We start from the raw sequence: 12,179 nt of genomic DNA, 5'->3' as shown, positions 1-12,179 counted from the left end.
GGTTTGCCAGGGCCGGAACGGCTTGTGGATGGATCTGTGGACAACTGGGTGCCTGTGGAAAAGTGAGTCAGCGGGAGGTCAGGGGCGGCGGGCGAACAGGATCGCGCCGGGGACGGCAGCGTCCGGGTCCAGCAGCCACTGGGCGTCCACCTCGAACCCGGCCGCACGCAGCCAGGCGGCCACCTGGTCCGGCCGCCGCCGGTGGACGTGCACCTTCATCGGGTGCCCGCCGTAGCCCTCGGTCTTCAGCCGCGTCTGGTCGCCGACGTGGAAGCCGAGCTGCAGCAAGCCGCCCGGACGCAACGCCCGGTGGAAGTGCGCGAACACCGAAGGCACCATGGCGTCCGGCACGTGGATCAACGACCACCACGCCAGCACCCCGCCAAGCGATCCGGAGACCACCGGCAACGCGGTCATCGACCCGACCGCGAACCGCAAGCCCGGGAAATCCCGCCGCGCCACGGCGATCATCCCCGGCGACAGGTCGACGCCGAACGCGTCCACGCCCAGCTCCCGCAGCCGCGCGGTGACCTGGCCGGGTCCGCAGCCGACGTCGGCCACCGGGCCGGTGACCTCCGACGCGAACAGGGACAAGGCCGCGCGCATGTGCGGGTTCAGCGGCGCGCGCACGAAGTCCGCGTACGAATCGGCGACCGTGTCGTAGGAGCGCTGGGTGTCGACCAGCCAGGTCACGACGCCGTGGCGGCGACGCGGGCCAGGGCCGAGCGGACGAAGTGGACCTCGATCGCCGTCTGCTTCAGGGTTTCCGCCACCACGAGCGAGCCGTGCCCGGCGTCGAAGCGGTAGACCTGGTAGTCCTTGCCCAGCGAAGCCAGCCGGTCCAGGTAGTTGTCGATCTGGCGGATCGGGCAGCGCGGGTCGTTCTCGCCGGCCACCACCAGCACCGGCGCCTGGACCTGCTCGACGTACGTCAGCGGCGAGCAGGCGCGGTAGCGGTCCGGGACCTCTTCCGGCGACCCGCCGAAGAGCGCGCGGTCGAAGGCCCGCAACGGCTCCATCTCGTCCTCGTACGCCGCCAGGTAGTCCGCCACCGGCACCGTCGCGACGCCCGCGGCCCACAGCGCCGGCTGCGTGCCCAGCGCCAGCAACGCCAGGTACCCGCCCCACGAGGCGCCGTTCACCACGCACCGCGCCGGGTCGGCCAGGCCGGACTCCACCGCCCATGCGTGCACGGCCGCCACGTCTTCCAGCTCCGTCAGGCCCGGTCGGCCCTCGATGGCGTCGCGCCACGCCGAGCCGTAGCCGGTCGAGCCGCGGTAGTTCACGTGCACCACGGCGAACCCGGCGTCCAGCCACACCGCGCGGAACGCGGAGAACCGGTCCTCGTCGGCCGAGTGCGGCCCGCCGTGCAGGGCGAACAGCGTCGGCAACGGGCCGTCCGGGGCACCCGCCGGGCGCGCGATCAACGCGTGCACCTCGCCGCCCTTGGTCGGAACGAGCGCGTCGGTCAGCGGCTGCGACGCCGGCGCCCGGTCACCCGGCGGGCGCAGCAGCACGCGGTCGGTGCCGTCGGTGAACAGCGCGCGCACCACGCTGGGGTGCGCGGCGCTCGACCACGTGTACTCGACGGTGCCGTCCGGCCGCGCGTCGGCCGCGCCGATCGTGCCCGGCGGGGTATCCAGTGTGGACAACGAGCCGGTCCGGATGTCGTAGCGGTGCAACGTGTTGCGACCCTGGTGGGTGTGCATCACCAGCAACGCCGACCCGTCGGGGTACCAGTCGGCGGCCACCTCGCCGGGCAGGTCGATGGCGAGCTCGGTCTCGGTGTCCGCGGCGACGTCCCAGATCAGCAGCTCCTCGCGGCCGCGCCGCTCGTGCACCACGAGCAGCCGCTGGTCGCCGCGGACCTCGCTGAACCCGACCGCGTCGAGGCCCTTGCCCGGGCCGTCCCACTTTTCGGCGACGGTCGCGCCGCCGTCCACCGCGAGCACGCGCAACGCGGGGTGCCGCGAGTCGCCGTGCTCGGAGTGCGCGATCGCCAGCAGCGTCTCGTCGCGGGACAGGGCCGCGACCCCGGCGTCGTTCTCGTGGCGGTAGATCACCGTCGGTTCGCCGCCGGACGAGGAGTTCGCCGTGTAGATCGTGGTGCCGTCGTCCTCGGAGACGCCGATCGCACGCACCTCCCGGCCGATCTCCAGCCCGGCCGGGTAGCCGCGGCGCACGCCCGCGATGGCCTCGACGGCCGGTTCGTCGGCCGGGTGCCCGGCGAACGGCTCGACCACCCAGACGCCGAACTCGTCGCCGTCGGTGTCGGCGAACCACCAGATCTGCTCGCCGTCCGGGCTGACGGTGGCGTGCAGGGTGCCGTTGGGCCGGTCGGTGACCTGGCGGTGGGTGTCGGTGGCCCGGTCCCAGGCGTAGACCTCGAACACGCCGCTGGCGTTGGAGACGTAGACGTTGCGGTCCGGGGCGTCGTGCGCCCAGTTCGGCAGCGACACCCGGGCCGCGGCGAAGCGTGCACGCCAGCGGGCCTCGGTCTCGGGGTCGTCGAAGAGCGTGCCGGGGATCTCGGCCTCAGGGTGCGTCGTCACCCTCGCGATCCTGCCACTTGCCGGGGCGGCGACGATGCGGGATTGTGCCCTCGATGACCGACCGGGACGGCTACTCGCCCGGCTGGGGGCACGCTGTCCTCGGCATGCTGACGGCGCGCACCGCTGCCGAGCGCGCGGCGTTTCTGCTGCCTGAGCTCGGTGCGGACACCCGCGTGCTGGACGTCGGCTGCGGTCCCGGGACGATCACCGAGGGCCTGCCGGGCTTCGTCATCGGGCTGGACGTGGTAGCCGATCGGCTGCCGGGCGCCGGGCGGTTCGTGGCCGGCAGCGCCTACTGCCTGCCGATCGCGACCGCGAGCATCGACGTGGTCTTCGCCCACGCCCTGGTGGAACACCTCAGCGACGCGCCGAGGGCGTTGGCCGAGGCCAGGCGGGTGCTGCGGCCCGGTGGCCTGCTCGCCTTGTCCTCTTCGGACTGGAGCGGCGCCTCGATCAACCCGATGACCGACGACATCCGCCTTGCCCTCGACGCCCACCACGACCTGCGCCGGGAGTCGGGCGGTGACCCGTTCGCCGGCGGCAACCTGCCGAAACTGGTGCGTGCGGCCGGGTTCGCCCTGCGGTCGGCCCGGCTGCGCGACCGCGTCGACCTCGGCTACCGGCAACTGGCCCGCTACATCGCGGGCCGGGTCCCGCCCGGCGAGGCGCGCGAGGCGGCGTTGCGGTGGGCGAGCGGCCCGGACGGCCGGGCGACGCAGCGCTGGGTCGAGGTGCTCGCGGTCCGCCCTAGCGTTTGACCGGCCACCGCCGCACGGCGCCGGTGGCCAGCAGGTACTGGGCGGCCACGTAAGTCAGCATGATCCAGAAGTCCACCGCGGGTGGTCGAGACCAGTCGGCCAGGCCCATCGCGATCATCGAGTCGGAGATCAGGAAGAGCGCGCCGCCCAGCCCGGCCCGCCACCCGGCGTTCGTCGACACCACCGCGGTCGTGGCCAGCAGCAGGCTGTAGCCGGCGACAGGGATGCGCAGCGCGCCGAGATCCGGCCAGAGCAGCACGATCATGACCGCCCAGACGACGACGTAACCGAGGATCGCGGCGACGTGCGGGCGCCCGCCGCGGGCGAACAACGCGATGTAGCAGACGTGCCCGGCCGCGAACGCCGCCATGCCGAGCAGGAACCACGTGCCGTCGGCGAGCAGGAAGATATCGCCGAGCCAGCCCGCCGCCAGCGCGCCGAGCAGCAGCGGCGGCGCCACCGGCAGAACGGCCAGGGCGAGCGCGGGCATCAGCAGGACCTTGGTGACGATGCGGGCGACGTCCGGCCCGAACAGGACGAACGCCAACTGCAGCAAGCAGAGCAGCGCGTACCCACCCATGCGCAGGCGCACCAGCCGATCATTCACGACCGGCACCCTAGCTGTTGCGGGTCATGACGTTGGTGTCGGCGGGTAGGGGCTGAGACGAGGGGACGGGTCTTCCGTCGGCAGGATGAGAACTGCCAAGTCACCCATCCGCCGAGCAGGAAGACCCGTCGTGGTTCACCGTAATGCCCCGTTGTCTGTTGAAGGTCGCCGCCGTCTCATCGCGCGGTGTCAGACCCGTCCGATCGCGCATGTCGCCGCGGAGATGGGTATCTCCCGGCAATGTGCCAGCAAGTGGGTCAACCGCTGGCGCCGCTATGGCGAGGCCGGGCTGCTGGATCGGTCGAGTGCACCGCACCACCAACCGACCGCGACCCATGCTGAGACCGTGGTTCGGATCGAGCGGCTACGCCGCGACCGCAAGTACTCCGCTCGCCGCATCACCCTCGAGCTGGCCAGCGAGGGCATCGTCATCTCGGTGCGCACCGTCAGCCGGCACCTGGTCCACCTGGGCTTGAACCGTCGCCGGTTCCTCGACCCCACCGGCGAGAACAACCGCGCACCACAACGCATCCACGCCCGCTGGCCAGGTCACATGGTCCATCTCGACGTGAAGAAGGTCGGTGTCATCCCTGACGGTGGCGGGTGGCGGGCTCACGGCCGTGGCAGCGAACAAGCCAAGCAATCAGTTCGGGGCCGCACCCGCGGCGGCCGAGCCCGCTACACCTACCTGCACACCGCCATTGACGGCTACTCCCGGCTGGCCTACACCGAAGCCCTGCCCGACGAGAAAGCCGCCACCGCGATCGCGTTCACCCACCGCGCCCGCGCCTTCCTCGCCGCCCACGGCATCACCCACATCCACCGCATCGTGACCGACAACGGCGCCTGCTACCGCGCGACCGACTTCGCCACCGTCCTACGCGGCGCCCGCCACCAGCGCATCACGCCCTACACCCCACGCCACAACGGGAAAGTCGAGCGCTACCACCGCATCCTGACCGAAGAACTCCTCTACGCCCACACCTGGGAAAGCGAACACCAACGCACCGAAGCACTGCACGTCTGGAACGTGCACTACAACTACCATCGACCCCACACTGCCGCCGGAAACCAGCCACCAGCATCCCGGCTCCACACCCGCGTCACCAACGTCACGGCCTCATACACCTAGCTGTGCCGAATGGTCGCGCTCCGCGCTCCGCCCTGATCGCCTTTAAGGCTGCGTCGACCCCACTCGCCGGGCGGTCCGATCCCGCTGTGGCCGGGGCGAGCGTGGTCGACGCAGCCGCGATCAGGACCGTATCGTCGAGCCATGCCGTCGCTGCCTGATCCGGTGTTGTGGGCGATCCCGGCGTTCATCCTGTTGACGATCCTCGAAGCGGTCTCCTACCTCTGGCACCCCGACGAGGACGAGCAGGGTTACGCCGCCAAGGACACGGCGACCAGCATGGTCATGGGCCTGGGCAGCCTGTTCACCGGTCTGCTGTGGAAGATCCCGGCCGTCGCGCTGTTCGGCCTCGGCTACGAGCTGACCCCGCTGCGCATCGAGCTGACCTGGTGGACCGTGCTGCTGATGCTGCTCGGCCAGGACTTCTGCTACTACTGGGCGCACCGCAGCAACCACCGCGTGCGGCTGCTGTGGGCGCAGCACGTGGTGCACCACTCGAGCCGTCGGTTCAACCTGTCGACGGCGTTGCGCCAGCCGTGGACCGACCTGAGCTTCGGCGTGTTCTACCTGCCGCTGATCATCGCCGGCGTGTCGCCGGCCGCGGTGGCGTTCTGCGGCTCGGTCAACCTGGTTTACCAGTTCTGGATCCACACCGAGCGGATCGGCAAACTGTGGCGGCCGTTCGAATTCCTGTTCAACACGCCGTCGCACCACCGCGTGCACCACGCGTCGCAAGGTGGTTACCTGGATCGCAATTTCGGCGGCATCTTCATCGTGTGGGACCGGCTTTTCGGCACCTTCGCGCCGGAGGTGACCAGGCCGGTCTACGGCTTGACCCACAACATCTCGACGTACAACCCGCTGCGGGTCGCCACCCACGAATACGCCGCCATGGCCAAGGATCTGGCGTCGGCGACGAGCTGGCGCGCCCGGGTCGCGTACGTCTTCCGAGGCCCGGACTGGCGCCCGGCCTCAGGCCTTCAGAATGGTCACGTCGAAGCCCATGAAGAGCCCGGTCTCGACGATTCCCGGAATGGCGATCAGCCGAGCCTGAGTATCTGACTCGACCGATTCCAGCCGGATGTCGATCAGCAGGTTCCCGCGTTCGGTCAGCACCGGGCCGTCCTTGCCCTTGGCCAGTCGCAGGGCCATTTCCTTGACCGGGAACTCCCGTTCCACAGTGGACTCGACCAGACGCAGGGCCTGGACGTCGACCTCGAGCGGGATCGCGTGCTTCTGGCCGAGGCTCGTGACCATCTTGGAGTCGTCGACGCAGATGAACGTCTCCGGCGCGGCCGCCATCACCAGCTTCTCCTGGAACAGCGCGCCACCGCGGCCCTTGATCAGGTTGCGGTCGGGGTCGACCTCGTCGGCGCCGTCGAAGCACCAGTCGGGCCGGGCGTGCACCAACGACGTGGTCGGCACGCCCAGCGCCGCGCACGCGAGGCCAACCTCCACCGACGTCGGGATGGCGACGACCTCGAGCCGCTTTTCCTTGGCCCGCTTGGCGATCGCCTGGATGGCCAGGAACGCCGTGGACCCGGAACCGACGCCGATGGTGTCGCCGTCGCGCACCCGCTCCGCGACCAGCTCGGCGACCTTCAGCTTGGGTTCGAGGTTGGTGATCTCACCGGACCAGTCGAGGTGACCTGGAACGTCGCTCCACTCCATTGACCTGCTACTCCTTCGGGGCCGGTGTCGCACGCAGCCTACTGCCGGCGCAGCAGCAGGCTGACCACCGCGATGGCCAGGCCCAGCCCGGCGGCCACCAGGAACACGTGGTCGTAGCCGGCGATCGTCGTGAGCACCGCGAGCCCGATCGACGCGCCGGCCTGGGACGCGGTGTTGGCGATGCCGCCGGCGACCCCCGCGTCGCCTTCGGGCACGCCGGCCGTCGCGACCGCCATGAGCGTGGGGAACACCAGCCCGATGCCGGCCGCGACGAGCAGCGTCGGCCCGAGCACGCCGCCGGCGTAACCACTGGCCGCGTCGGCTTGTGCGAGCCACCCGAACCCGGCTAGGAAGCACGCGGCGCCCAGCCACAACAGCGCCTTCGCGCCGATGCGGGGCGCCCAGCGCGCGACGAGCACGAACGTGACCGCCGCGGGCGTCTGCCCCAGCCCGGCGTGGAAGGCGTCGTAGTGCAGGACGTTCTGCAAGTACAGCGAGGTGAAGTACCACATCGCCATGGCGATGCCGCCGAACAGCACCAGCATGCCGCTGCCGACGGCCACCCCACGCAGCCGGAACAGCCGCAGCGGCATCATCGGCTCGGTCGCGAACCGCCCCTGCACCACCACGAACGCGACGAGCAGCACCACGCCCACGCCGACGAACCAGCCGTTCGCCATGACCCCGTAGATCACCGCGGCGAGGCCGGCCGTGCCCGTCACCGCACCGGCGACGTCCAGTGAATGGCGCCGGCCGGGCTGGGTGGCGACGAGCGATACCACGGCGATCACGATCAGCGCGGCACCGATCGGCACGTTGATCAGGAAGACCGACCGCCACGACAAGGCCGTCGTCATGGCCCCGCCCACGATCGCCCCCGCCATCCCGCCGACGCCACCGGCCGCGGACCAGGCCCCAAACGCCCGAGCCCGGTCCTCGACGAACGTCGTGTTGATCACCGCGAGCGTGGCGGGCGCGAGCATGGCGGCGCCGATGCCCTGCGCGACCCGAGCCTCGACCAGCACCTGCGGTGCGCCCGCCAGCCCGGCGACCAGGCTCGACGCGGCGAACAAGGCCAGCCCGCCGACCAGCACCCGGCGGTGGCCGAACAGGTCCGCGGCACGCCCGCCCAGCAGCATGAACCCGGCGAAGGTGAGCAGGTAGCCGTTGACCACCCACGCCAGCCCGGCATCGGTGAAACCGAGTTCGTGCTGGATCGAGGGCAGCGCGACGTTCACGATGGACGCGTCGAGGATCACCATGAACTGGCTCGCGCAGACGAGCGCCAGCACCAGCCCCGTGCCCTGGCGCCGTGCGGTGCTGGTCATGCCGTCCGCGCGAAGGACTCGCGCCCAAGCCGCATCGTGATCTCGGCGAGCCGTCGGCCCTGGTACCGGGCCGCGTCGAGCGTCGCCGCGTCAGGCCCGTCGCCGCCGAAGGACGAGGTGCCGTACGGGTTGCCGCCCGCGGCGTGGACGGCCGGATCGGTGTAGCCGGTCGGGACGATCAGGGCGCCCCAGTGGTAGAAGACGTTGGCGAGCGAGAGGATCGTGGCCTCGCTGCCGCCGTGCCGGTTGTAGGCCGAGGTGAAGGCGGTGACCGGCTTGTCGGCGAGCTTGCCGGCGCGCCAGAGACCGCTGGTCTGGTCGATGAACTGCTTGAGCTGCGCGGCGGGCGAGCCGAACCGCGTCGGCGTGCCGAAGGCGAACGAGTCGGCCCACTCCAGGTCCGCCGTGCCGGCCTCGGCAATGGTGGCGCTGGCGTCGATGTGCTTGCGCCACAACGGATTCTGATCGATGGCGGTTGCCGGTGCCAGCTCGGCGACCCGGCGCAACCGCACCTCGGCCCCGGCTGCCTCGGCGCCTTCGGCGACGGCTTCGGCCAACGCGTGCACGGTGCCCGTGGCGCTGTAGTAGATGACGGCGACCTTGGCGCGCATGTCTGCTCCCTTGGTAAACTTAGTTATGCGCATAATGTTATGCGCGTAACTAACCTGTCAAGGAGCGGCCGTGGACTTCGAGCAAGCCGACGCCATCAACCAGGCCATCCGCCTGTTGAGCCTGCGCCACCGGGCCCGGGCGTCAGCGCTCCTCGCCCCGCTGGGGTTGCACCCCGGGCAGGAAGCGCTGCTGCTGGAACTGGCCCGCACCGGCCCGATGATCAAGGCGCAGCTCAGCGAGGCCCTCGGCTGCGAGCCGCCCAGCGTCACCCTCATGACCCGCAAGCTCGAAGCGTCGGGTCACATTCGGTTCCGGGCGGTGCCGTCGGACAAACGCGCGAGCGTCGTCGAACTGACCGACAGCGGCAAAGCCCTGGCCACGCAGGTCAAACAGCTGTGGTGCGCCCTGGCCGAGGAGACGATCGCCGGTCTGGCGCCAGACACCGTGGCGTCCCTGCCCGACACCCTCAACACGATGACCGCGAACGTGGACAGCCGCCGCCGCGCGAAGTAGCCCACGGAAAAGTTTTGGCGGCGATGTCGAATGCGGTCGAGCTCGTTCGTAGCTCAAGTGAGAGACCGGCATGGGTCGGTCGCCAGCACTGGAGGCTCACGATGTCCGTCACCACCGCTCCCGTCACCACCACCGTCTCCACCACCGCCCCCGCGAAGCCGCGGACCACGCGCCGCTTGATCGTCGGTGGCCTGACCGCCACGGCCGTCGCCGCCGCAGCGACCTCGACGATCGCCGGGGTGGGTGAGCTCGCCGGGATCAGCCTCGACGTCGGCGGCGCGCCGATCCCGGTGGCCGGGTTCGCCACGCTGACCGCGATCTTCTCGGTGGTGGGCCTGGTGCTCGCCCTCGTGCTGGCCCGCAAGGCTCGCCGGCCGCGCACGGCGTTCGTCCGGACCACGGTCGTGCTCACCGCGTTGTCGCTGGTGCCGGATGTGCTCGTGGACGCCGCCACGGTCACGAAGGGGCTGCTGATGGTGGCGCACCTCGTCGCGGCTGCGATCGTGGTCCCGGCCATCGCGCGCCGCCTGTCCGCTTGACCCTCGGAGGAGTTCGCCGTGAAGCAGTACCTGCTCGCCGTCCAGATCGACGAGAGCGCACCGCCGGAGTCCGAAGAGGACGTCCAGGCGCAGATGGCCCGGACCGGCAAGGTCACCGAGGAGATGAAGGCCGCCGGGTCGTGGGTGTTCGTCGGCGGCCTGCAGCACTCGCACGCGTCCACGGTGGTCCAGCCTTCGGGCGCCATGACCGACGGCCCGTTCGCCGAGACGAAGGAGCAGCTCGGCGGGTTCTGGGTGATCCAGGTCGAGGACCTCGACCAGGCGCTGGCCTGGGCCGAGAAGTGTGCGCAGGCCTGCGGGCAGCCGATCGAGGTGCGCCCGTTCGACGACGGCTCGCGCCGTTGATGGACATCGACGACGTCTACCGGGCCGAGTACGGCCGGTGCGTGGCCACGCTGACCCGCCTCCTCGGCGACATCGGGCTCGCCGAGGAGGCGGTGCAGGACGCGTTCGCGGTGGCCGTGCAGAACTGGGACGAGCTGCCGCCCAACCCGGGCGCATGGATCGTGACCACCGCTCGCAACCGGGCGATCGACCGCCTGCGCCGGGAGTCCACAAGGGAGGCCCGGCACGCGGAAGCCTTGCTGCTGCACCAATCCGACGAGCCGGAGGAGGAGGTGGGACCGGTGCGTGACGACCAGCTCCGCATGATGTTCACGTGTTGCCACCCGGCGTTGTCGCCGCTCGCGCAGACCGCGCTCACCCTGCGGCTGCTCGGTGGGCTGGAGGTGGGGGAGATCGCGCGGGCGTACCTGGTGCCGGAGGCGACCATCGCGCAGCGGATCGTCCGCGCCAAGAAGAAGATCCGCGACGCCGGCATCCCCTACAAGGTGCCTGACGACGCCGACCTGCCCGACCGGCTGGCGTCGGTGCTCACCGTGCTGTACCTGGTGTTCAACGAGGGCTACACGTCCACGTCGGGGGAGTTGGTGCGCACGGGCCTCTGCCTAGAGGCCGTCCGCCTGGCGCGGGAGCTCGCTTCGCTCATGCCCGACGAGCCCGAGGCGATCGGCTTGCTGGCGTTGCTCCTGCTCACCGAGGCCCGCCGCCCCGCGCGGGTCGGGCCGTCGGGTGAGTTGGTGTTGCTGCCCGACCAGGACCGGTCGCGGTGGAACCAGGACCTGATCGCCGAAGGGCACGAGCTGGTGCGCAGGTGCCTGCGCCGCAACCAGCCCGGGCCGTACCAGTTGCAAGCCGCGATCAACGCCGTCCACACCGACGGACCCGCGACGGACTGGAGCCAGGTGCTGGCCCTATACGACCAGCTGATGCAGTTCACCCCGACCCCGATCGTGGCCCTGAACCGAGCCGTGGCCGTCGCCGAGGTCCACGGCCCGTTGCTGGCGCTGGCCACCATCGAGGACCTGGAGCTGCCGGGCTACCACCTGCTGCCCGCGACCCGGGCCGACCTGCTCACCCGCCTGGGTCGCACGGACGAGGCCGTCGCCGCCTACGACGAGGCGATCAGCTTGGCCACCAACGACACCGAGCGCGAATTCCTGCAGAACCGCCGAGCCCGCCTGGCAGCTCCCTGATCGAGTTGGTCAGCGGTCTCGCTCAGCCGGCCTCACCTTGCCGCTGCCCCGGGCCGCCACGTACGAGCCGACGACGGCGATCAGGATGTAGCAGGACAGCTGGGCCAGGAAGCCGCCGGGGATCCAGCCGAGGAATCCGCCGTTGTCGTGGTCGGCCAGCAGCCGGATGGCGCCTTGCGCGCCGAGGACCAGCAGGACCATGCCAACGATCAGGTAGGCCAGAGATCGCGCTCGCATGCCGCTCCTAACTCGACTCTGTGGTCCTTGTTGGGTACCCCGAGAGGAAGCACGGCATGCCCCGACAGGTGGATCACGCTCTGCGTCGTCGCCACATCGCCCCAGCAGTCTGGCGCCTGGCGACCAGCGGCGGTCTGGAACAGGTGACCCTGAGGCGAGTAGCCGCGGAAGCCGCTTTCCTGTGGCCGGGGCGGAAGGCCTGCAAGCCGGCGTCCTGCTGGAGCAACACACGGCCGACCAAGCCGTAGCCCTCATCGACCACCAACTAGCCCGCATCTTCACAAGCAGGTAGGCCCCAGCTCTACAGTGGACGAACCTGAGCCTGCTCTCGTTGCAAGGTAACGGATTCAGCGGACCGGCTAGATGACCACGATCTCAATCGACGCGACATATGCAGCTTTGCTGGTCTACGCGAACGCGCCCAGCGCTGGTTCGGCGGAGCTCGCACCGTGGGGGTCCGGGGGCTCGGCCCCCGGGCAATACAACGGGCGATCCACAGCTCGCGCTTTCCGCGAGCATGGACCGCCCGGATCGACCGTCGGGGTGACAGGATTTGAACCTGCGACCTCTTCGTCCCGAATTAGGTCTGACGTCCTCGCCGGTCAGCAACTACGTCGAAAATAGCTGGTCAGGCCGTCGCTCCGCGTTGGTCTGCGGCGGTTGATACGTGGGGACTT

At 70.5% G+C, this 12,179-nt stretch carries 14 protein-coding genes; 7 read left to right on the top strand and 7 right to left on the bottom strand.

What is annotated here, in order from left to right; all coding sequences use genetic code 11:
- Positions 1-78: 78 nt before the first annotated feature.
- Both EV186_RS03875 and EV186_RS03870 read right to left on the bottom strand, forming a co-directional pair.
- Positions 79-693 carry a class I SAM-dependent DNA methyltransferase gene (locus EV186_RS03875; protein ID WP_208115465.1) on the bottom strand — a complete coding sequence of 205 codons (615 nt, stop codon included), beginning with the start codon at positions 691-693 and terminating at the stop codon, positions 79-81.
- The gene (locus EV186_RS03870) at positions 690-2,552 is read right to left on the bottom strand and encodes a S9 family peptidase (RefSeq protein WP_133847679.1); all 1,863 of its coding nucleotides are present in this window, start codon (positions 2,550-2,552) and stop codon (positions 690-692) included. The genes EV186_RS03875 and EV186_RS03870 overlap by 4 nt, the downstream gene beginning before the upstream one ends.
- Before the next feature lie 53 nt (positions 2,553-2,605).
- Here EV186_RS03870 and EV186_RS03865 point away from each other — a divergent pair, with 53 nt between their 5' ends.
- Complete coding sequence (locus EV186_RS03865; RefSeq protein ID WP_133847678.1) at positions 2,606-3,310, top strand: class I SAM-dependent methyltransferase; 705 nt, start codon at positions 2,606-2,608, stop codon at positions 3,308-3,310.
- Here EV186_RS03865 and EV186_RS03860 read toward each other — a convergent pair.
- Complete coding sequence (locus tag EV186_RS03860) at positions 3,300-3,917, bottom strand: lysoplasmalogenase (protein WP_133847677.1); 618 nt, start codon at positions 3,915-3,917, stop codon at positions 3,300-3,302. The two genes, EV186_RS03865 and EV186_RS03860, sit on opposite strands and share 11 nt — an antisense overlap.
- A gap of 130 nt (positions 3,918-4,047) precedes the next feature.
- On the opposite strand from EV186_RS03860, the gene EV186_RS03855 reads away from it, so the two are divergent.
- Together EV186_RS03855 and EV186_RS03850 are read left to right on the top strand one after the other, a co-directional pair.
- The gene (locus EV186_RS03855; protein ID WP_133848744.1) at positions 4,048-5,049 is read left to right on the top strand and encodes an IS481 family transposase; all 1,002 of its coding nucleotides are present in this window, start codon (positions 4,048-4,050) and stop codon (positions 5,047-5,049) included.
- A 141-nt stretch (positions 5,050-5,190) separates the two neighbouring features.
- Positions 5,191-6,108 carry a sterol desaturase family protein gene (locus tag EV186_RS03850; protein WP_133847676.1) on the top strand — a complete coding sequence of 306 codons (918 nt, stop codon included), beginning with the start codon at positions 5,191-5,193 and terminating at the stop codon, positions 6,106-6,108.
- Here EV186_RS03850 and rpiA read toward each other — a convergent pair.
- Genes rpiA through wrbA form a run of 3 tightly spaced genes read right to left on the bottom strand, consistent with a single transcriptional unit; the run spans position 6,019 to position 8,656 of the window.
- The gene (gene rpiA, locus EV186_RS03845; protein ID WP_133847675.1) at positions 6,019-6,717 is read right to left on the bottom strand and encodes a ribose 5-phosphate isomerase A; all 699 of its coding nucleotides are present in this window, start codon (positions 6,715-6,717) and stop codon (positions 6,019-6,021) included. The two genes, EV186_RS03850 and rpiA, sit on opposite strands and share 90 nt — an antisense overlap.
- Before the next feature lie 38 nt (positions 6,718-6,755).
- Positions 6,756-8,045 carry an MFS transporter gene (locus EV186_RS03840; RefSeq protein ID WP_133847674.1) on the bottom strand — a complete coding sequence of 430 codons (1,290 nt, stop codon included), beginning with the start codon at positions 8,043-8,045 and terminating at the stop codon, positions 6,756-6,758.
- Positions 8,042-8,656 (bottom strand): NAD(P)H:quinone oxidoreductase, encoded by a 615-nt coding sequence (gene wrbA / locus EV186_RS03835; protein WP_133847673.1) that lies wholly within the window; start codon positions 8,654-8,656, stop codon positions 8,042-8,044. The genes EV186_RS03840 and wrbA overlap by 4 nt, the downstream gene beginning before the upstream one ends.
- A 70-nt stretch (positions 8,657-8,726) precedes the next feature.
- Here wrbA and EV186_RS03830 point away from each other — a divergent pair, with 70 nt between their 5' ends.
- The 4 genes from EV186_RS03830 (at position 8,727) to EV186_RS03815 (ending at position 11,265) form a co-directional block, all read left to right on the top strand.
- Positions 8,727-9,170, top strand: coding sequence for a MarR family winged helix-turn-helix transcriptional regulator (locus EV186_RS03830; RefSeq protein ID WP_133847672.1), 444 nt, complete (start codon positions 8,727-8,729; stop codon positions 9,168-9,170).
- Positions 9,171-9,271: 101 nt separating this feature from the next.
- The gene (locus tag EV186_RS03825) at positions 9,272-9,709 is read left to right on the top strand and encodes a DUF6069 family protein (RefSeq protein WP_133847671.1); all 438 of its coding nucleotides are present in this window, start codon (positions 9,272-9,274) and stop codon (positions 9,707-9,709) included.
- Between the two features lie 18 nt (positions 9,710-9,727).
- Positions 9,728-10,075, top strand: coding sequence for a YciI family protein (locus EV186_RS03820; protein WP_133847670.1), 348 nt, complete (start codon positions 9,728-9,730; stop codon positions 10,073-10,075).
- Positions 10,075-11,265, top strand: a complete 1,191-nt coding sequence (locus EV186_RS03815) for an RNA polymerase sigma factor (protein WP_133847669.1) — start codon at positions 10,075-10,077, stop codon at positions 11,263-11,265. Before EV186_RS03820 ends, EV186_RS03815 begins: the two co-directional genes overlap by 1 nt.
- 9 nt (positions 11,266-11,274) lie before the next feature.
- Here the strand turns inward: EV186_RS03815 and EV186_RS03810 are convergent, their stop codons facing one another.
- A complete protein-coding gene (locus EV186_RS03810) occupies positions 11,275-11,502 on the bottom strand; it encodes a hypothetical protein (protein WP_133847668.1) in 228 nt (75 codons plus the stop codon).
- Positions 11,503-12,179 lie beyond the last annotated feature (677 nt).

Source organism: Labedaea rhizosphaerae (assembly GCF_004362825.1).
Lineage (GTDB): Bacteria > Actinomycetota > Actinomycetes > Mycobacteriales > Pseudonocardiaceae > Labedaea > Labedaea rhizosphaerae.
Note: the sequence above shows the minus strand (reverse complement) of the source record. Positions and strands in the feature narration are given on the sequence as shown.

What these genes read in the sequence shown, in the direction of transcription:
- rpiA (WP_133847675.1), bottom strand. Translation starts at nt 6,717, where the DNA reads ATGGAGTGGAGCGACGTTCCAGGTCACCTCGACTGGTCCGGTGAGATC.
- EV186_RS03810 (WP_133847668.1), bottom strand. Translation starts at nt 11,502, where the DNA reads ATGCGAGCGCGATCTCTGGCCTACCTGATCGTTGGCATGGTCCTGCTG.
- wrbA (WP_133847673.1), bottom strand. Translation starts at nt 8,656, where the DNA reads ATGCGCGCCAAGGTCGCCGTCATCTACTACAGCGCCACGGGCACCGTG.
- EV186_RS03840 (WP_133847674.1), bottom strand. Translation starts at nt 8,045, where the DNA reads ATGACCAGCACCGCACGGCGCCAGGGCACGGGGCTGGTGCTGGCGCTC.
- EV186_RS03865 (WP_133847678.1), top strand. Translation starts at nt 2,606, where the DNA reads ATGACCGACCGGGACGGCTACTCGCCCGGCTGGGGGCACGCTGTCCTC.
- EV186_RS03815 (WP_133847669.1), top strand. Translation starts at nt 10,075, where the DNA reads ATGGACATCGACGACGTCTACCGGGCCGAGTACGGCCGGTGCGTGGCC.
- EV186_RS03850 (WP_133847676.1), top strand. Translation starts at nt 5,191, where the DNA reads ATGCCGTCGCTGCCTGATCCGGTGTTGTGGGCGATCCCGGCGTTCATC.
- EV186_RS03825 (WP_133847671.1), top strand. Translation starts at nt 9,272, where the DNA reads ATGTCCGTCACCACCGCTCCCGTCACCACCACCGTCTCCACCACCGCC.